A 19,129-nucleotide genomic window follows, 5' to 3' on the forward strand; every position below is an offset into this window, starting at 1 on the left:
CAGTAACCAGCCTGATGCACATCTTCAGGCATATTATGCGTTGCGTTACGCCAGACCCAGCACCCGCTTAACCGGGCCAAAACTACGCCTGTGATGAAGGGTGGCGCCTAACGTCGCCAGCTTTTCAAGGTGATATGCTGTAGGATACCCTTTGTGCTGCGCAAATCCATACTCAGGAAACTGCTGATCCAGCACTTCCATTTCACGATCCCGCGTCACTTTGGCCAGAATCGAGGCTGCACTGATTTCCGCCACACGACTGTCACCCTTGACCACAGCCTGTGATGGCATCGGCAGGGCCGGACAACGATTGCCGTCGATCAGCACAAAATCCGGCGTAATCGGTAGCCCGGCAACTGCACGCTGCATCGCCAGCATGGTGGCATGTAGAATATTGAGTGAATCGATCTCTTCCGGTTCAGCACGACCAAGACTCCAGGCCAACGCCTTTTCACGAATCTCGTCATATAACGCCAGACGGCGCTTCTCGCTAAGTGTTTTAGAATCCGCCAGCCCGACAATTGGTCGGTTAGGGTCCAGAATCACCGCCGCTGTCACCACAGCACCCACCAGCGGGCCACGCCCTACCTCATCCACACCCGCAATGCAATGCGCCTTGGGATAAACAAAAACCTCACTCATGACCGCCACAGCTCCAGTACTGCCTGCGCCGCCTGTTCATCGGCGTCGCATCGAATCTGCTGATGCAGGTGTAAAAACGCCTGCTGCAATTGCTGCGTCGCTTCGCCGCCAGCAAGCCAGGGCAGCAACGCCGCCGAAAGTTTTTCAGGCGTGCAGTCATCCTGCAACAATTCCCTGACCAGTTCACGCCCGGCTAACAGATTGGGTAATGATACCCACGAGGTTTTAACCAATCGTTTTGCCAGCCAGAACGTGAAGGATTTCATACGATATCCAACCACCATTGGGCACTTCGCCAACATGCACTCCAGCGCCGCCGTACCGGATGCCAGCAATGTAGCATCGCTGGCAATCATCGCTTCTCGCGCCTGCCCGTCCAGCAGCCGGATAGTCATGTCTGGCGCAACGTCAGCCTTAATTCTTTCAAACTGTTCACGACGTCGTTGGTTAACCAGCGGCACCAGCACTTCCAGTTCAGGGTAAGTTTGCCGCAATAACTTCGCCGTTTTCAGGAAATCTGCACTCAGCATTTCCACTTCCGCCCCCCGACTGCCAGGCAACATCGCCAGACAGCGCGCCGCTTCCGCCACCCCTAAGGTACGACGAGCCGCCGCTTTGTCTGGATGCAACGGCATTGCATCAGCCATGGTATGGCCGATAAAACGGCAAGGTACATTGAAGCGGTCGTAAAACGCCTTTTCGAACGGCAAAAATGCCAATACCAGATTCGTAGCTTTGCCTATCTTGAAAACGCGTTTTTGCCGCCATGCCCACACTGACGGGCTGACATAGTGGATAGTTTTAATGCCATTGCGTTTGAGACGGCCTTCCAGAGTGATATTGAAATCAGGGGCGTCGATACCGACAAACACATCCGGCTGTAATGTACTGAAACGCTGTGTCAGGTCGCGGCGAATCTTAAGCAAACGCGGCAGGCGCCCAAGCACCTCAACCACCCCCATCACCGCCAGCTCTTCCATCTCGTACCAGGCTTCACATCCCTCTGCCTGCATAAGCGGCCCTGCCACACCGACAAAGCGGGCATCCGGTACGTGCGCTTTCAGTGCACGGATCAAACCCGCACCAAGAATATCGCCGGAGGTTTCTCCGGCGACCAGACCGATAATCAAAGGACGTTGTGTCATGACTCAGCGAATAATGCCGCGCGTCGAGCGGGTAAAGAAATCAAGATAGGCCTGTACTGCCGGGTGTTCCGCCGCCAGTACTTCAAGATCAGCTTTTACTTCATCCAGCGTTCTGCCGCTGCGATAGATAAGCTTATAAGCGTTGCGGATAGCGTGCAGAGTTTCTTTCTCAAACCCACGACGTTTCAGTCCTTCAATGTTGATACCGAACGGCGTGGCATGATTGCCTTGTGCTATCAGATACGGAGGGACATCCTGCGCCACACCAGAGCAACCGCCTACCATCACGTGTGCACCAATCACACAGAACTGGTGCACAGCTGTCATACCGCCAATAATTGCAAAATCATCAACGGAAACATGGCCGCCCAAGGTAGCATTATTCGCCAGAATGCAGCGGTTGCCGACAACACAATCATGAGCAATGTGCGTATTGATCATTAGCAAGTTATCGTTACCGACTTTAGTCAACCCACCGCCCTGCACCGTACCTCGGTGAATGGTGACGCTTTCACGGATACGGTTGCGATCACCCACTTCAACGCGCGTCGGTTCACCAGCATATTTCAAGTCCTGGTTGACTTCGCCAATCGTGACAAACTGATAAATTTCGTTATCACGACCAATTTTGGTGATGCCGTTAACAACGACATGAGACTTAAGCACCGTACCTGCGCCAATCTCAACCTGCGAACCAATATGGCAAAACGGTCCAATATGCACACCGGCGCCAATAACTGCGCCATCCTCAACAATGGAGCTGGGGTGAATAAAGGCGGTTTGATCAATCACTAATCAGCCCTCCCGACGACGAGCGCACATCATTTCCGCTTCACAAGCTACTTCACCATCAACTTTAGCAACGCCTTTGAAACGTGCAATACCACGGCGCTCTTTGATGAACTCAACTTCCAGAATCATCTGATCGCCAGGCGCTACAGGCCGTTTGAAACGCGCTTCATCCACAGCGGCGAAATAGTACAGTTCGCCCGGCTCCAGTTTTCCCAGGCTCTTGAACGCCAGAATACCGGTAGCCTGTGCCATGGCTTCCAGAATCAACACACCAGGGAAAATCGGCTTGCCAGGGAAGTGCCCCTGAAAGAACGGCTCGTTAAAAGAGACATTTTTTACCGCGCGCAGGAATTTTCCTTTCTCAAAATCCAGTACACGATCCACCAGCAAAAACGGATAGCGGTGCGGTAGTAGATCCAAAATCTCTTCGATATGCAGAGTATGCGTGTCTGTATTCAAAATACTCTTCCTGTCAATAAAAACGATAGCATTAACAACACGGCCTGCACATTCCCCAAACAAGGAAGGAACACCTGCAGGCCGCAAATAAAAATTACGCACATAGGCGTCAGTCTTGCATCCGAAACAGCGGTTGCGAATACAGATGATTAACGGTCTTCGAGCTTACGCTCGACAGCTTTGAGCCGCTTACTCATCTCGTCAATATTCATCACCAGCGCAGCTGTTTTGCGCCAGACCTTGTTTGGTTGCAACGGGATACCAGAAGAATACACCCCTGGTTCAGTGATTGGCCGCATGACCATACCCATCCCTGTGACTGTGACCTTGTCGCAAATCTCCATGTGACCATTGATCACGCTGGCACCGCCAATCATACAATACCGGCCAACCTTGAGGCTGCCCGCCATGATTACCCCACCAGCAACTGCGGTATTGTCCCCAATCATAACGTTGTGTGCAATCTGACATTGGTTATCAATGATGACACCGTTACCAATAATGGTGTCATCCAGCGCACCACGATCAATAGTAGTGCTGGCGCCAATCTCAACACGATCACCGATGATGACCGTTCCCAACTGGGGAATTTTGATCCAATTGCCACGATCATTGGCGTACCCAAACCCATCCGAGCCGATTACCGCACCGGACTGAATCAAGCACTGCTCACCCAACACAACATTATGGTAGATAGTGACGTTAGCCCACAGACGGGTACCTGACCCAATGCGGACATTCTTGCCAATAAAACAGCCGGCACCAATGACGACACCGTCACCCAGCTCTGCGCCGGATTCGATAACCGCATTCGCGCCAACAGAAACCCCATCTCCTAAACGCGCATCTGGAGCAATCACCGCAGAGGGCGCGACTCCCTGTGCCGGTGCTGGCGTCGTATCCATCAACTGCGCCATACGCGCATAGGCCAAATAAGGATTCTTTACCACCAACGCCGCTGTATTGCAAAACGGCAAATCAGCTTCTGTCAATACCACGGCTGAAGCCAGAGTACTGTTCAATTGTTCGCGATAGCGGCTATCGGATAAAAACGTAATCTGTCCTGCCTGCGCTGAATGCATAGAAGCAACAGCGGTGATGACAATGTCGCCATCACCGTGTAATTGTGCATCCAACTGTTGAGCCAAGGCGTCCAGTCGAATTGAAAACATGAATTATTTAACCTGTTTCAGCACATCTGCAGTGATGTCTTTCGCGTTGTCAGCATAGGCAACCGCATTCGCATCGATAACTACGTCATAACCCTGCTTGGAGGCAACCGCTTTCACCGCGTCCTGAATACGGCTCAGGATTTTGTTACGCTCTTCCATCTGACGACGACGGTTGTCCTGATCGAACGCCTGAGCTTTGCTGGAGAACTGCTCACGCTGAGCCATCACATCGCTTTCCATCTTGGAGCGCTCGCTGGCTTTCATGGTAGAACCATCACGCTGCAGCTTCTGCATTTTTTCCTGCAAGGCACGTTCCATGGACTGCAGTTCAGAGGCACGGCCTTTGAACTCGTTTTCCAGTTGTTTGCTCACTGCTTCACGCTGCGGCAACTGTTGGAAGATGCTGGAAACATTGACGATTGCAATCTTGTCAGCAGCCTGAGCACCGGCAGAAACAGCCAGCGTTAAACCTAACCCTGCGGCATACAACCACTTTTTCACTTTAAAACTCCTCACCCTAAGTATTTCTACGCTGATTGCGCTTATCATAATCACGGTATCGGCAGTCAAGCTGTATGCTCAAATCACCACCAGATACCGGTACATCGTCTTGGTCCAACCCAAACACCAGATACTTCGGCTTACCAGGTTTTACCGATGTTAAACTGGAACTGCTCGGAGCGATCTCCCTCGTATTTCTTAAACGGCTGAGCATACGAGAATACCAACGGTCCCAGTGGTGACACCCATTGCACAGCAAGACCTGAAGACATACGGATATTGCCAGGTTTGCTGTAGTCTGGCACACCCGCCGCCAGTGTCTGGGCAGTGTTTTCCCAGTGAGTATCCCATACTGTACCAGCATCGACGAAGAAAGAGGTACGTACAGAGCTGGCATACTTGTCACTGATAAACGGTGTCGGCACGATGAACTCCGCGCTGGCAACCGCCATCGCATTACCGCCTACCGCATCCGTCATTTTAGACGGGTCAATACTGCAAGACGACACACTTGATGTGCCACACCCAGTATAGTACGCCGCTTTCGGACCAATGGTATTGGAACGGAAGCCACGTACGGTGTTAGAGCCACCGGCAAAGAAGTTGTCATAGAACGGTACTTCTTTACCACCCAGCCCATCGCCATAACCAGCTTTAGTTCTCGCCATCAGCACCCAGTTGTGATTTTCGCTGAGAGGGAAATAACTCGTCGAATCGAAGGTCAGTTTATAGTATTCATTGTCCGACCCCGGCACCGTTACCTTGGTATTCAGGTTGATACGGCTACCCGCTGTCGGGAAGTAACCACGGTCAAGATTATTGTAAGTCCAGCCAGGCGTCAGGAAGAAATCATTGGCACTAAAGCTGGCGCTTGATGTCGTTGCATCCGGATCTACGCCGACTTTGTTCAGATAGCGCCACATCGCCACCTGTGGCTTCATATCCGACAACGAGTTATGCACGTAATCCAAACCAACGCGCAGCGAGTTGTTCTCATTGACAGGAAAGCCCAGCGTTGTACCCACACCATAACTCTGGTTGGTGTAATCAGCCAGGTCTGCATTTAATGCTTTAAAGTTATTGTAGAAAATTCGACCACCGAGACTTACGCCATCCACCGTAAAGTACGGGTCAGTCATCGACAGTTCGACATAGGTCTGATAATCGTTGCGGGTCCCGCTAATCCCGACCGAATTACCGGTTCCCAGCCAGTTATCTTGCTGAACGCCGGCCTGGAAGCTGACACCGCTTTCGGTACCAAAGCCGATACCGAAGTTCAGGCTACCGGTGTTACGTTCCTTGACCTTATACACTACGTCCACCTGATCCGGTGTTCCCGGCACGCGCTGGGTTTCCGTATCTACACTTTCGAAATAGCCAAGGCGGTTCAGTCGTTCTTTACCCTGCTCTACCAGATCGTTGCCAAGCCAGCCGCCCTCCATCTGACGCATTTCACGACGCAGCACAGAATCCTTGGATACATCGTTTCCTTCAAAGCGGATGCGGCGTACCGTAAAGCGGTTGCCGGCATCCACATTAATATTTAACCGCACCGTTTTGTCGGTATCGTTGATTTCCGGTTGAGTCACCACGCGAGGATAGGCATAGCCATAGCGTCCCAGCAATTTTTTGATGTCCTCTTCCATCCGGGTTACTTTGGTGCCGTTATACAGCTCCCCTGGCTGGATGCGGGTTAAATCTTCAATTTCAGTGGCATGACCCACCAGGTTGCCACGTACCACCACCCCGGAGAGCTTATACTGATTGCCTTCGGTAACGTTGATGGTGATGTAAATACCTTTTTTGTCCGGTGTCAGGCTAACCTGAGTGGAATCAATGCTAAAACGTGCGTAGCCGCGGTCGAGATAAAAACTGCGCAGGGTTTCCAGGTCGCCAGACAGCTTCTGTTTCTCGTATTTGCGATCCCCGACCACGTTCCACCACGGCACTTCATCACGTAGCTGAAAACGAGAAATCAATTCATCCGAATTGAAGGATTTGTTGCCAACGATGTTGATCTGCTGGATTTTGGCGGATACCCCTTCAGTAAACACCAACTTGAGATCAACACGATTGCGGGGCAACGGCGTCACCACCGCCTTGACCGTGGCGCTGTATTTGCCCGCACTGTAATAGAAATCTTCCAGCCCTTTCTCGATATTGGACAGGGTGGTGCGGTCCAACGCCTCGCCAACACGCACACCCGATGCTTCCAGATTCTCCTTGAGCATCTCTTCCTTCACCGCTTTGTTGCCGGAGAAGGTCAGGCTGGCAATGGTCGGGCGTTCTTTGACCTGAATCAGCAACGAGTTTCCATCACGCAGGACACGGACATCTTCGAAGTTCCCGGTTGCAAACAATGCCCGAATAGTGTTACCGATATCCTCGTCAGTGATGGTATCTCCCACTCGAACAGGCATACTGAGCAATGCCGCACCGACAGCAACCCGCTGCAGGCCCTCGAAATGAATATCTTTCACTACGAACCCGTCTGCACCGTATACGGTGGCGCTGCTAAACAGCAGCGACGCTATGAGCAACTTTTTCATCGCCATCGTTGTTATGCGTTTTTCCTAACCTAATCCACACCTAAAGGCGGGAGAAATCATTGAAAAGTGCAAGTCCCATTAACATCACCAGCAACACCGTGCCAATGCGATAACTCACGTCCTGCACACGCTCGGAAACCGGTCCACCCTTTAGCTTTTCGATAGCCAGAAAGAGCAGATGACCACCATCCAGTACCGGCAGAGGGAACAGATTGATAATCCCCAGATTGACGCTGATCAACGCCAAAAACATCAGGTAATACACCAATCCATAATCTGCTGACATGCCTGCTCCCTGCGCGATGGAGATAGGGCCGCTCAGGTTATTCAGCTTCACGTCACCGGTAATCAACTTACCCAGCATACTGACTGTCAGTTTCATCAGTTGCCAGGTTTTATTCCCAGCTTCATAGACGGCACTGAACGGCCCATACTGGCGTACAGTTTTATATTCATCAGGCAACGGAGTGACTTTCGGCACCACGCCGGCAAACCCTTCCAGCCGCCCTTTAGCCACCGTTTTGCCATCAGGCGTCAGAGTTACGGGCTGTATATTCCCTCCTCTTTCCACCTCCAGCGCAATCGGCTTACCTGGGTTATCACGCACGGCAATGACAAACTGCTGCCAGCGAGCCAACAACTGACCATCGACTTTAACGATCCTATCGCCGACTTGCAAACCCGCTTTTTCAGCCGCAGAACGAGGCTGGACCTGAGTCAATACCGCTTCAACCTGCGGGCCTTTAGGTACAATCCCCAGCGAAATCGCTGGATCTTGCTTTTCCGGATCGAAATGCCAACGTTGCAGTTCAAGTCGCTTGCTTTCGGTTTTCTCTGCCCCTAACGGAGCGGTTTCAATCACCACGTCAGGTTCGCCAATCCTGCCAATCAGGGCCAGACGCGCGCTATCCCAGTCAGGCGTTTCGATGCCATCAATCGACTTTAGTTCCATTCCCGGCGAAATTTGAGCCTGAGCAGCAATCGAACCGGGCAAAATCTCGCCAACCACAGGGCGTACCCCAGGTACACCAATGATGAACACCAGCCAGTAGGCAATGACAGCGAATACGAAATTAGCAATCGGCCCGGCACTAATAATCGCAGCACGTTGCCAGACTGTTTTATGATTGAATGCCTGATGCTGAAGCTCTGTAGGCACATCATCAACGCGGCCATCAAGCATTTTCACATAACCGCCTAGTGGGATCAGTGCGATGACATACTCGGTACCCTGCCGATCATGACGACGCCACACTGACTTACCAAAGCCGATGGAAAAACGCTCGACACGAACACCACAACGGCGGGCAACCCAGAAATGCCCAAATTCATGCACAGTAATAAGCACACCAAGTGCGACGACAAATGCAGCCAGGTTCCAGAGAATATTCAGCATAAACCGACTCTACGTTGTACTCCTAAACAGCTTTGAACAGCAGCAGCATCAGGCAGGCAAATACCGGTATAGCAGCAGTCAGGCTGTCAATACGATCCAGTACCCCACCATGCCCCGGAATAAGGTGACTGCTGTCCTTGATGCCCGCTTCGCGCTTGAACATGCTTTCGGTCAGATCGCCCAATACTGAAGCCAACGTAGCTACAACAGAGCAAACCAGCAGGGCAACGGTTGAAACAGACAACGGCGCATAGTGACTAAACAGTAACGCAATCATTGCTGATGTTGCCAGCCCGCCGATAGCGCCCTCCCAGGTTTTTCCTGGCGATACCTTCGGCGCCAGCTTGCGCCGTCCAAACAGCTTGCCAAACAGGTAGGCACCACTATCCGCTCCCCACACCAGCACCATGACATACAGTAACCACCAGGCACCACTGAAAGGATTGTTTTCATAATCGAGCTGTCGAAGCGCCACCATGCCCCAAAAAAAAGGCACAATAGTTAACAGGCCAAAGCATAGACGCAGTACCTGGGAATGGCGCCACATTGCAGCAGACGACGGATAGAACAACACCATCAACAACGCGACTCCCCACCAGAACAGAGAGAGCCATAGAGACAGGCAAACCGGTATAAACGCAACAGAGTAGTGATAGTCAGGCAGAGTCAGCATCATCGCCGCCAACAGAAAACCGCAGGCGATGGCAAGCCAGATCCGTTGTGTGTAAGAAACCATACCAGCCAGTTGGCCCCATTCCCAAGCTGCCAGCATACAGACCACCAGCGTCACCAGAGAAAACCCCAACGGCGGCAGGAAAAAAAGCGCCGCAATAACTAAAGGAATCAGAATCAGCGCAGTAATCAGGCGATACTTCAGCAAAAATACCCCCTACGATGCATCTGCATCGTCAGGCGTGGTTCCCCCAAAGCGACGCTCACGTTGAGCAAAGGCATGAATAGCACCTTCAAAGGTTTGTTCGTCAAAATCCGGCCAGAGAACATCGGTAAAATAAAGTTCTGCATACGCAATCTGCCACAGCAGGAAATTACTAATGCGATGTTCTCCACTCGTTCTTATTAGCAAATCAACCGGGGCCAGATCGTTCAGGCTCATGTAACGACTCAAAGTCGATTCATCAATAGTATCAGGACGCAGTAATCCTTCCTGAACCTGTTCGGCGATTTTCCTGACCCCGTGGATAATATCCCAACGTCCGCCATAATTCGCGGCAATATTCAGAGTAAGGCCCGTATTATTTTCTGTCATCGCTTCGGAGCGTTGAATCAGTCCCTGTAATCGGCTACTGAATCGGCTAATATCACCGATAACTCTCAAACGGACATTGTGCTTGTGCAGGTTTTTGACTTCGTTATTCAATACGCGCACAAACAGTTCCATCAGCGCAGAGACTTCCTGTGCCGGACGGTTCCAGTTTTCACTGCTGAATGCGTATAGCGTCAAGGCTTCAAGGTTCTTGTCGACCGCGTAACTAATCGCCCGGCGCACTGACTTCACTCCTGCCTGATGACCGAAGATCCGCAGCTTTCCCCTCTGCTTAGCCCAGCGGCCATTACCATCCATAATTATCGCTACATGGCGTGGGCCGTTAGCTAACGACTGCTGACTACCGTGTTGATTTTCTGAGGGCATAGCGTGTATTGATTTCCTCGAGCAAGAAAAGGATTATTCCAGTCACAGCCGAACCTGACAGCATAAAAAAAGCTGTGCACACACAACTTTTCATCACTGTGGCTTTTATTAATAACCATCAGCATCAAGCGGCGCAGACTATACCATTTCAGGCGCATGTGAACAAACACACCAGCGTAAGGTTACTGATAACGCCGCAGCATATTTTCCGCGGCTTGTCTTGCCCAGGTATCGATAGACAATACATCATCAACGCTTTGCGGCTCAGGTAATGTCAACTGTTCCATCACGCTCTGATTGACTACGGCGATATCGGTAAAACGGATACCGGATTGTAAAAATGCCGCAACCGCAATTTCATTTGCCGCATTGAGCGCCGTTGTGGCGGCTTGTCCCTGATTACATGCATCCATAGCCAGACGCAGACAAGGATACCGCTGGAAATCCGGCGCAGAAAAGGTCAACGCCCCTAACTGGCAAAAATCAAGTGCCGGCGCACCGGAAAAGACACGCTCAGGGTAAGCCATTGCAAAGGCTATTGGGGTCCGCATATCGGGCGTACCCAATTGCGCCAAGACACTGCCATCCCGGTAACGCACCATGGAATGGATGACTGATTGAGGATGGATAACCACTTCCATCTGTGCTTCCGAGGCATTAAACAGCCAGCGCGCCTCGATATACTCCAGTCCCTTATTCATCATGGTGGCGGAATCCACCGAAATCTTTCGCCCCATTGACCAGTTTGGATGGGCACACGCCTGCTCAGGAGTGACACAATCCAACGCGGCAAACGGAATTTCACGAAATGGCCCACCCGAACCGGTCAGAACCACCCGCTCAACTCCGTATTGCGCTAAGGAAGCATATCCCAGTTGCCGCTGGATTGGCTCAGGTAAACTCTGAAAAATCGCACTATGTTCACTATCGACCGGCAACAACTGCGCCCCGTTTTTCGACACCTCTTCCATAAACAGACGGCCACAGGTCACCAACGATTCTTTATTGGCCAACAGAACTTGTTTGCCGGCACGAATCGCGGACAATGCCGGCAGCAAACCGGCTGCTCCAACAATCGCCGCCATCACTTGATCAACCTCATCCAACGCAGCCAGTTCGCAGGCAGCATGAGCGCCTGACAGCACGGTCGTCTGACTGCCGGCATCACGTAGACGGATGCGGAGTTCTCGTGCCGAATTCTCATCAGCCATGGAGGCGTAAGCCGGACAGAACTCCAGGCACTGCTCTACCATCATGGAAACGTTGCGTCCAGCGACCAGTGCCATTATTGAAAACTTGTCTGGATTGGCTCTGACTACAGCAAGGGAGCTAACGCCAATAGAGCCGGTGGAGCCGAGGATTGTCAGTTGCTTCATGAATATGACCTGATAAAACGGGTTTGATTACAGGCGAGGTGCCAGTCTGTAACGTCAGCGCCGACCTGTCGATAAGGCTAGTATGAAAATGCGTGACGTTACGCAAAACATCCCACATCAAAAAGCTGAAGTGAAAAAAGCAAAACGCCGCGGATAAGGGCGGGACAAACCCAGCACACCTGCCAGCGGCGCTTCATCGAATTGACGAATCAGAAATCCATCAGCTCTTTTTCTTTCTCCGCCAGAGCGGCGTCAATTTTTTTGATAAAGCCGTCAGTCAACTTCTGGACGTCGTCCTGAGCACGGCGTTCTTCATCTTCACTAATAGTTTTATCTTTCAGTTGCGCTTTTAGCTTGTCATTCGCATCACGACGAACGTTACGCACAGCCACACGCCCCTGTTCTGCTTCACCGCGTACCACCTTGATCAGGTCTTTACGGCGCTCTTCCGTCAACGGAGGCAGAGGAACACGGATAACCGTACCGGCAGACATCGGATTCAGCCCCAGATCAGATGCCATGATGGCTTTTTCCACCGCCGGTCCCATTGTCCGGTCAAATACAGTGACAGCCAGCGTACGCGAATCTTCCACCACGATATTGGCTAACTGGCGTAACGGGGTTGCGCTACCGTAATACTCCACATTAATACCGTCCAGAAGCGAGGGGGACGCACGACCGGTACGCACTTTGCTGATCTGATTCTTGAAAGCGTCTACGCATTTATCCATGCGTGTTTCAGCGTCTTTTCTGATTTCATTAATCACGTTGTGAACCCTTGAAAACTGGTTGCCAGTCAGGTCACGCTCGCCTTGCATGACCCAGCGAATCATCGATTACCAGCAGCAAGCTGGCGATATATGGCGCAATCTTGTGTCACCAAAACAAGATATTACCTTAAATTAGGCGTCAGCTGTTATTACTGATCAACGTGCCTTCTTTTTCACCCATAACAACACGACGCAGCGCCCCTGGCTTGTTCATATTAAATACACGAATCGGCAGGTTATGGTCGCGTGCCAGCGTAAAGGCAGCCAGATCCATGACTTTGAGTTCGCGCTCAAGCACTTCATGATAAGTCAGCGATTCGTAGAGCGTTGCATTGGGATCTTTGACCGGATCAGCAGAGAATACCCCATCGACTTTGGTCGCTTTCAGCACTACATCTGCTTCGATTTCAATCCCGCGCAGGCAGGCAGCAGAGTCGGTGGTAAAGAAAGGGTTGCCGGTGCCCGCCGAGAAAATCACAACGCGGTTGTTACGCAACAGGCTGATGGCTTCAGCCCAGCTGTAGTTGTCGCACACGCCATTAAGCGGAATGGCCGACATCAGACGAGCGTTAACATAAGCACGATGTAGCGAATCGCGCATCGCCAGACCGTTCATCACAGTTGCCAACATCCCCATATGGTCACCCACCACACGGTTCATGCCTGCTTTAGCCAAACCAGCACCGCGGAACAGGTTGCCGCCGCCAATAACCACACCGACCTGAATACCCAGTTCAACCAACTCTTTTATTTCCTGGGCCATACGATCAAGGATACTCGCATCGATACCGAAACCTTCAGCTCCCTGAAGTGCTTCGCCACTCAGCTTCAGCAGAATACGTTGATATACGGGTTTTGCGTTGGTTGCCATGGTGTTCTTGTCCTAACAGGCTGTCATCGTACTGGGGGTTATTACTGCCACACCCGGCGCACCGCAGACGGTGTTGCCAGATGCCATGAAATTGCTTGTATCACGAATTACGGATATCGCGAATAGTTTGGCTGGATAAAAAGGAACCGCCAAGTGGCGGTTCCTTTTTTTATTAAGACTGCTTGCTCATTGCTGCGACTTCAGCAGCAAAGTCAACTTCAGCTTTCTCAATACCTTCACCCACTTCATAGCGAATAAAGCTGCTGACGGAAGCATTGTGCTCTTTCAGCAGTTGACCAACGGTTTTGTTCGGGTCCATCACAAAATTCTGGCCGGTGAGAGAGATCTCGCCAGTGAATTTGCGCATACGGCCTTCAACCATTTTCTCTGCGATTTCGCGCGGCTTGCCAGATTGCATGGCAATGTCCAACTGGATCTGATGCTCACGAGCAACCACGTCAGCCGGTACGTCTTCGGCATTGACATATTCCGGTTTGCTGGCAGCAATGTGCATGGCGATGTGCTTGATCAGCTCTTCATCAGCGCCGCTAGCAGATACCATCACACCAATACGGGCACCGTGCATATAGGAACCCAGTGCATCGCCAGTCAGCACAGCGATGCGACGAATATTGATGTTTTCACCGATTTTCGCTACCAGCGCGGTACGCTGCTCTTCGAATTTCGCTTTCAAAACTTCAACATCGGTGATGCGCTCGTTCAGCGCCGCGTTAGCAACTTCTTCGCCAAATGCTTTGAAGCCAGCGTCTTTTGCTACGAAGTCGGTTTCGCAGTTCAGTTCAACGATGACGCCGTATTTGCCATCGGCAGCAATTTTGGTCAGGATCACGCCTTCAGCGGCAACGCGACCTGCTTTTTTCGCAGCTTTAGCCTGGCCAGATTTACGCATGTTGTCGATTGCCAGCTCGATGTCGCCGTTAGCTTCAACCAGAGCTTTTTTACATTCCATCATGCCTGCGCCGGTACGTTCGCGCAGTTCTTTTACCAGGGCAGCGGTAATTTCAGCCATTATCTTTTCCTCGGTTATCTCGTGGCAGAGATAAGTAAGAGATAAGTAAAAAAGGGGCCTGACAAGGCCCCCTAACCAACATATGTCAATACCTGGTTAATAAGGGCTCAACAGAGCTGGCCTTATTATTCAGCTTCGACGAAGCTCTCTTCTGCCTGAATAGCCAGATCCTGAGAACGGCCTTCACGGACAGCGGTGGCAACAGCACTCAGGTACAGGCTGATTGCACGGATGGCGTCATCGTTACCAGGGATGATGTAATCAACACCATCCGGATCAGAGTTGGTATCAACAATTGCAAATACCGGAATACCCAGATTGTTTGCTTCTTTGATAGCAATGTGTTCGTGATCGGCGTCGATAACGAACAGCGCATCAGGCAGGCCGCCCATGTCTTTGATACCGCCCAGGCTGTTTTCCAGCTTGTCCAGTTCACGGGTGCGCAACAGCGCTTCTTTTTTGGTCAGCTTGTCGAATGTGCCGTCTTGAGCCTGAGTTTCCAGGTCTTTCAAACGTTTGATAGACTGACGAACGGTTTTCCAGTTAGTCAGCATACCGCCCAACCAACGATGGTTCACAAAGAACTGGTCGCAGTTGATAGCAGCTTCTTTTACCGCTTCGCTTGCTGCGCGTTTGGTACCAACAAACAGGATCTTGCCCTTACGGGAAGAAATTTTGCTCAATTCAGCCAGAGCTTCATTGAACATCGGTACCGTTTTCTCAAGGTTGATGATATCAACTTTGTTACGAGTGCCGAAAACGAACGCTTTAGTTTTCGGATTTCTGAAACGTTTCTGGTGACCAAAGTGTGCGCCAGCCTTGAGCAAATCGCGCATGGAAACAGTTGCCATGATTACCTCTATAGATTAAGTATGGGGTTATGCCTCCACGTGCCCCATTGCGCCGACCAGAATGGAAACCACTCCGGCACCCCGGCGAATGTGTCGACACGTGTGTGTTATACACATATGAGTTCAGTTTGAACCAGCCAATACCCAGTTGCCCGAATACCAGCCGGAACACCGGCGCGCTTTATACCATAAACCGCCCATGGACACCAACTTTTGTTGCATTCTACCGCAACGGCCTGAACCGGGGATGACAATGCCGTGACGGAATGATGATTTGGCAGTGTCAGGCTGGGCTGATACCATAAATCACTATTTATTGACCCTCTTTCGTCGGATGCGGCGATACCTGTGGACTGAAATCAATGGCAATCTCAATCAAAACCTCTGAAGATATCGAAAAAATGCGTGTGGCTGGTCGTCTGGCGGCTGAAGTGCTGGAAATCATCGAACCATACGTGGTGCCGGGTGTGAGTACCGGCGAGCTAGACCGAATCTGCCATGACCACATCACTAACAAGCAAAACGCGATTTCCGCCTGCCTCGGCTACCACGGCTTCCCTAAATCCGTCTGCATTTCAGTCAACGAAGTGGTATGCCATGGTATTCCAAGCGATGAGAAAATCCTCAAAGAGGGCGACATCGTCAACATTGATGTCACGGTGATCAAAGACGATTTTCACGGCGATACCTCCAAAATGTTCATCGTCGGCAAGCCGACCATTCAAGGAGAGCGTCTGTGCAAAGTAGCCCAGGAAAGCCTGTATCTGGCACTGCGGATGATTAAACCAGGCATCCGGTTACGCACGCTTGGCCGCGAAATTCAGAAGTACGTAGAGGCACAGGATTTTTCCGTGGTGCGCGAATATTGTGGCCATGGCATCGGTCGTGGTTTCCATGAAGAACCACAAGTATTGCATTATGACGCCGACGACGGCGGCGTGGTGTTGCAGCCGGGCATGGTGTTTACCGTGGAACCGATGGTCAACGCTGGTGATTACCGTATTCGCACCATGAAAGACGGCTGGACGGTAAAAACCAAAGACCGCAGCTTGTCGGCACAATACGAGCATACTATTGTGGTGACGGAAAACGGCTGCGAAATAATGACGTTGCGTAAGGATGACACTATCCCCAACATCATCACGCATCAGGAATAATTGAGCATAAGCCGGCTACTGCCTAATGCCGATCGTTTAAGGATCGGTTGACCGATCCGGTGGCTGATGTAAAAAGGGTTCATGTCTTCACATGGACCCTTTTTAATGGAACTTTCACAGGCCCTCGGCATTATCAATCTTACCGCTCCCGATGAAGTTCAGAGTCTTGCCGACCTCCTTTCCCCCGACCTTATTCAGCAGGCCTTTACCCTCACGGATACCGTGACGCTACGTAAGCGTAAGCTTCCCCTCGAATCCATGGTCTGGCTGGTTATAGGTATGGCTATTTTCAACAACAAGCCTGTGTCCCATATCGTCAATCTGATGGACATCGCTGACCGGACTGGCAGACCTTTTACCGCACCCAGCTCCGTCATTGCCCGCCGCAAAACGCTGGGTGAGGATGCCATTAGAGTTCTGTTCGAACTGACACAACAGCACTGGCATGAAGAATCCCGGCATCCGCTCTGGAACGGGCTGACGCTGAACGCCGTTGATGGCGTGGTCTGGCGAACGCCCGACACACCGGACAATGCCGCGGCCTTCGCGAAAGCGGAAAATCAGTACGGTGAAAAAGGCTTCCCGCAGGTCCGCATGGTGTGTCTGATGGAACTGAGCAGTCACCTGCTGCGCGCCAGCGTGATGGGCCGGTATGACGTTAATGAGATGCGGCTGGCGGCAGGACTGGCAAAGCAGGCACCGGATAATAGCGTGACGTTGTTCGACAGGGGCTTCTGGTCAACAGGCCTGCTGCATGACTGGCACAGGGCAGGTGAGAACCGCCACTGGTTGTTGCCGCTGAAAAAGGGCACGCAGTATGAGGTGATACGCAGACTGGGCAGGCAGGATGAACTGATAACACTGAAGACCTCGCCACAGGCAAGAAAACAGTGGGAAGGTCTGCCGGATGAGCTCACTGTCCGGTTAATCAGGAGGAAGGTTAACGGTGTGGAACGTCAGGTTGTCACCTCGATGACGGACGCGATGCGTTACCCGGCGGCAGACATAGCAGAACTCTACAAACACCGGTGGGAAATCGAACTGGGGTATCGTGAGGCGAAGCAGTTGTTGTGCGGCAACCGCTGGACGCTGAGAAGTAAATTACCGGAGATGGTGAGACAGGAGCTGTGGGGGATACTGCTGACATACAACCTGGTGCGGTATCAGATGGTGAAAATGGCGTTCAGCCTGAAAGGAGATTATCTGCCGTATCAGCTGAGCTTCAGTGGTTCGGTGGCAGAAATCATGCGGCTGTTAATCGGGCTGCCATGGTCCTCACCGGGAGCAGTGCCGGGACACCTGAAGCACTTCTACAGCAATGCCGCGATGCTGAAACTGCCGCCGAGACGGGAGCGGGAGTATGAAAGAGAAGTGAGGCAAAAAAAGCCCAAATACCCTTTTAAAAACAATGCCAGTCACCTTAGGGAGTGTTAGAAATTCTGTGTCATTCCGGTAATATACAATCAAAAAGGAATGACATATGTCCCAGCCCTTCGATTTCGATAAAGCGCTTAAAGCCCTCCAGTCTGGTCAGGCATTAACGGGCAAAGATGGTATCTTAACGCCTTTAATCAAACAGTTAACGGAAGCTGCCCTGTCTGCGGAACTGGACTCACATCTGGCTCAGGACGTTGAAGCTAACCGTAAAAATGGCTCCGGCAAAAAGACCATTAAAGCCCCGACGGGCAGCTTCGAACTGGCGACTCCGCGCGATCGTAATGGCACTTTTGAACCCCAGTTGGTGAAAAAACATCAGACCACGTTATCCGACGAGATCGAACACAAGATCATTCGCCTGTTTGCACTGGGGATGAGCTATCAGGACATTAGCCGGGAGATCGAAGATTTATATGCCTTCAGCGTGTCCACTGCCACCATCAGTGCAGTAACCGATAAAGTCATCCCTGAACTAAAACAGTGGCAACAGCGCCCGCTGGAGCAGGTTTATCCCTTCGTCTGGCTGGACGCTATTCACTATAAAATTCGGGAAGATGGCCGCTATCAGAGCAAAGCGGTTTACACCGTGCTGGCCCTGAATCTGGAAGGTAAAAAGGAAGTTCTGGGCCTGTATCTGTCAGAAAGTGAGGGGGCTAACTTCTGGCTGTCGGTATTAAGCGACCTGCAAAATCGCGGTGTTAAAGACATTCTGATTGCCTGCGTGGACGGGCTGACCGGCTTCCCAGAGGCAATAAACAGCATTTATCCGCAGACGGAAGTGCAGTTGTGCGTCATTCATCAGATACGCAATTCGATTAAATATGTGGCCTCAAAGCACCATAAAGCCTTCATGACCGACCTGAAGCCAGTCTACCGTGCAGTGTCAAAAGAAGCGGCCGAAATGGCACTGGATGAGCTGGAAGCGAAATGGGGGTTGCAGTATCCGGTGGTGCTCCAGTCGTGGCGACGCAAGTGGGACAATCTGTCAGCGTACTTCCGCTATCCGGCAAATATCCGCAAAGTCATTTACACCACAAATGCTATCGAATCGGTGCACAGACAGTTCAGGAAGCTGACCAAAACCAAAGGTGCTTTCCCGAATGAAAACAGTCTGTTGAAGCTGCTTTATCTGGGGCCGATGAACGCACAGGAAAAATGGACAATGCCCATCCAGAGCTGGAATTTGACATTGTCACAGTTGGCCATTTATTTTGAAGGGCGACTAAATAACGTGATGACGTTGTAGAATTTTTAACGTGACACAGAATTCTGAACGCTCTCTCACCTTAAGTGACTGGCATTAGGCTACTGCCGGCTTTTTTTATGTTTA

General features: G+C 51.4%; 18 protein-coding genes. 3 read left to right on the forward strand and 15 right to left on the reverse strand.

All coding sequences use genetic code 11. The features are described 5' to 3' along the window. Positions 1 to 45: 45 nt before the first annotated feature. From rnhB to rpsB, 15 genes are all read right to left on the reverse strand, one after another. Entirely contained in the window at positions 46 to 642 is a 597-nt protein-coding gene (rnhB, locus tag Dpoa569_RS13825; protein ID WP_042869166.1) for a ribonuclease HII, read from the reverse strand. After that, positions 639 to 1,787: a lipid-A-disaccharide synthase gene (gene lpxB, locus Dpoa569_RS13830; protein ID WP_042869164.1), complete on the reverse strand. Its 1,149-nt coding sequence runs from the start codon at positions 1,785 to 1,787 to the stop codon at positions 639 to 641. Before lpxB ends, rnhB begins: the two co-directional genes overlap by 4 nt. Positions 1,788 to 1,790: 3 nt before the next feature. After that, positions 1,791 to 2,579 carry an acyl-ACP--UDP-N-acetylglucosamine O-acyltransferase gene (gene lpxA / locus Dpoa569_RS13835; RefSeq protein WP_042869162.1) on the reverse strand — a complete coding sequence of 263 codons (789 nt, stop codon included), beginning with the start codon at positions 2,577 to 2,579 and terminating at the stop codon, positions 1,791 to 1,793. Positions 2,580 to 2,582: 3 nt separating this feature from the next. Continuing rightward, positions 2,583 to 3,038 carry a 3-hydroxyacyl-ACP dehydratase FabZ gene (fabZ, locus tag Dpoa569_RS13840; protein WP_042869160.1) on the reverse strand — a complete coding sequence of 152 codons (456 nt, stop codon included), beginning with the start codon at positions 3,036 to 3,038 and terminating at the stop codon, positions 2,583 to 2,585. Between the two features lie 149 nt (positions 3,039 to 3,187). Further along, entirely contained in the window at positions 3,188 to 4,210 is a 1,023-nt protein-coding gene (gene lpxD, locus Dpoa569_RS13845) for a UDP-3-O-(3-hydroxymyristoyl)glucosamine N-acyltransferase (RefSeq protein WP_042869158.1), read from the reverse strand. Positions 4,211 to 4,213: 3 nt separating this feature from the next. Continuing rightward, entirely contained in the window at positions 4,214 to 4,711 is a 498-nt protein-coding gene (gene skp / locus Dpoa569_RS13850; protein ID WP_042869156.1) for a molecular chaperone Skp, read from the reverse strand. Positions 4,712 to 4,851: 140 nt separating this feature from the next. After that, positions 4,852 to 7,266, reverse strand: a complete 2,415-nt coding sequence (gene bamA / locus Dpoa569_RS13855; RefSeq protein WP_042869154.1) for an outer membrane protein assembly factor BamA — start codon at positions 7,264 to 7,266, stop codon at positions 4,852 to 4,854. A 34-nt stretch (positions 7,267 to 7,300) separates the two neighbouring features. Next, positions 7,301 to 8,656 (reverse strand): sigma E protease regulator RseP, encoded by a 1,356-nt coding sequence (gene rseP / locus Dpoa569_RS13860; RefSeq protein ID WP_146411465.1) that lies wholly within the window; start codon positions 8,654 to 8,656, stop codon positions 7,301 to 7,303. A 22-nt stretch (positions 8,657 to 8,678) separates the two neighbouring features. Continuing rightward, positions 8,679 to 9,536 carry a phosphatidate cytidylyltransferase gene (gene cdsA, locus Dpoa569_RS13865; RefSeq protein ID WP_146411468.1) on the reverse strand — a complete coding sequence of 286 codons (858 nt, stop codon included), beginning with the start codon at positions 9,534 to 9,536 and terminating at the stop codon, positions 8,679 to 8,681. 9 nt (positions 9,537 to 9,545) lie between these two features. Further along, entirely contained in the window at positions 9,546 to 10,307 is a 762-nt protein-coding gene (gene ispU / locus Dpoa569_RS13870; RefSeq protein WP_042869151.1) for a (2E,6E)-farnesyl-diphosphate-specific ditrans,polycis-undecaprenyl-diphosphate synthase, read from the reverse strand. Between the two features lie 182 nt (positions 10,308 to 10,489). After that, a complete protein-coding gene (ispC, locus tag Dpoa569_RS13875; protein WP_042869149.1) occupies positions 10,490 to 11,683 on the reverse strand; it encodes a 1-deoxy-D-xylulose-5-phosphate reductoisomerase in 1,194 nt (397 codons plus the stop codon). A 209-nt stretch (positions 11,684 to 11,892) separates the two neighbouring features. Next, complete coding sequence (gene frr, locus Dpoa569_RS13880) at positions 11,893 to 12,450, reverse strand: ribosome recycling factor (RefSeq protein WP_042873828.1); 558 nt, start codon at positions 12,448 to 12,450, stop codon at positions 11,893 to 11,895. A 142-nt stretch (positions 12,451 to 12,592) separates the two neighbouring features. Beyond that, positions 12,593 to 13,324 (reverse strand): UMP kinase, encoded by a 732-nt coding sequence (gene pyrH / locus Dpoa569_RS13885; protein WP_042869147.1) that lies wholly within the window; start codon positions 13,322 to 13,324, stop codon positions 12,593 to 12,595. A gap of 172 nt (positions 13,325 to 13,496) precedes the next feature. Beyond that, entirely contained in the window at positions 13,497 to 14,354 is an 858-nt protein-coding gene (tsf, locus tag Dpoa569_RS13890; protein WP_042869146.1) for a translation elongation factor Ts, read from the reverse strand. Between the two features lie 125 nt (positions 14,355 to 14,479). Beyond that, positions 14,480 to 15,205 (reverse strand): 30S ribosomal protein S2, encoded by a 726-nt coding sequence (gene rpsB / locus Dpoa569_RS13895; RefSeq protein ID WP_042869143.1) that lies wholly within the window; start codon positions 15,203 to 15,205, stop codon positions 14,480 to 14,482. 362 nt (positions 15,206 to 15,567) lie between these two features. On the opposite strand from rpsB, the gene map reads away from it, so the two are divergent. The 3 genes from map (at position 15,568) to Dpoa569_RS13910 (ending at position 19,045) form a co-directional block, all read left to right on the forward strand. Continuing rightward, positions 15,568 to 16,362, forward strand: coding sequence for a type I methionyl aminopeptidase (gene map, locus Dpoa569_RS13900; protein WP_042869141.1), 795 nt, complete (start codon positions 15,568 to 15,570; stop codon positions 16,360 to 16,362). A gap of 105 nt (positions 16,363 to 16,467) precedes the next feature. After that, entirely contained in the window at positions 16,468 to 17,796 is a 1,329-nt protein-coding gene (locus Dpoa569_RS13905; protein WP_146411471.1) for an IS4 family transposase, read from the forward strand. Between the two features lie 46 nt (positions 17,797 to 17,842). Next, positions 17,843 to 19,045: an IS256 family transposase gene (locus Dpoa569_RS13910; RefSeq protein ID WP_146411474.1), complete on the forward strand. Its 1,203-nt coding sequence runs from the start codon at positions 17,843 to 17,845 to the stop codon at positions 19,043 to 19,045. Positions 19,046 to 19,129: the final 84 nt, after the last annotated feature.

The sequence above is a fragment of the Dickeya poaceiphila genome (genome assembly GCF_007858975.2).
Classification (GTDB): domain Bacteria; phylum Pseudomonadota; class Gammaproteobacteria; order Enterobacterales; family Enterobacteriaceae; genus Dickeya; species Dickeya poaceiphila.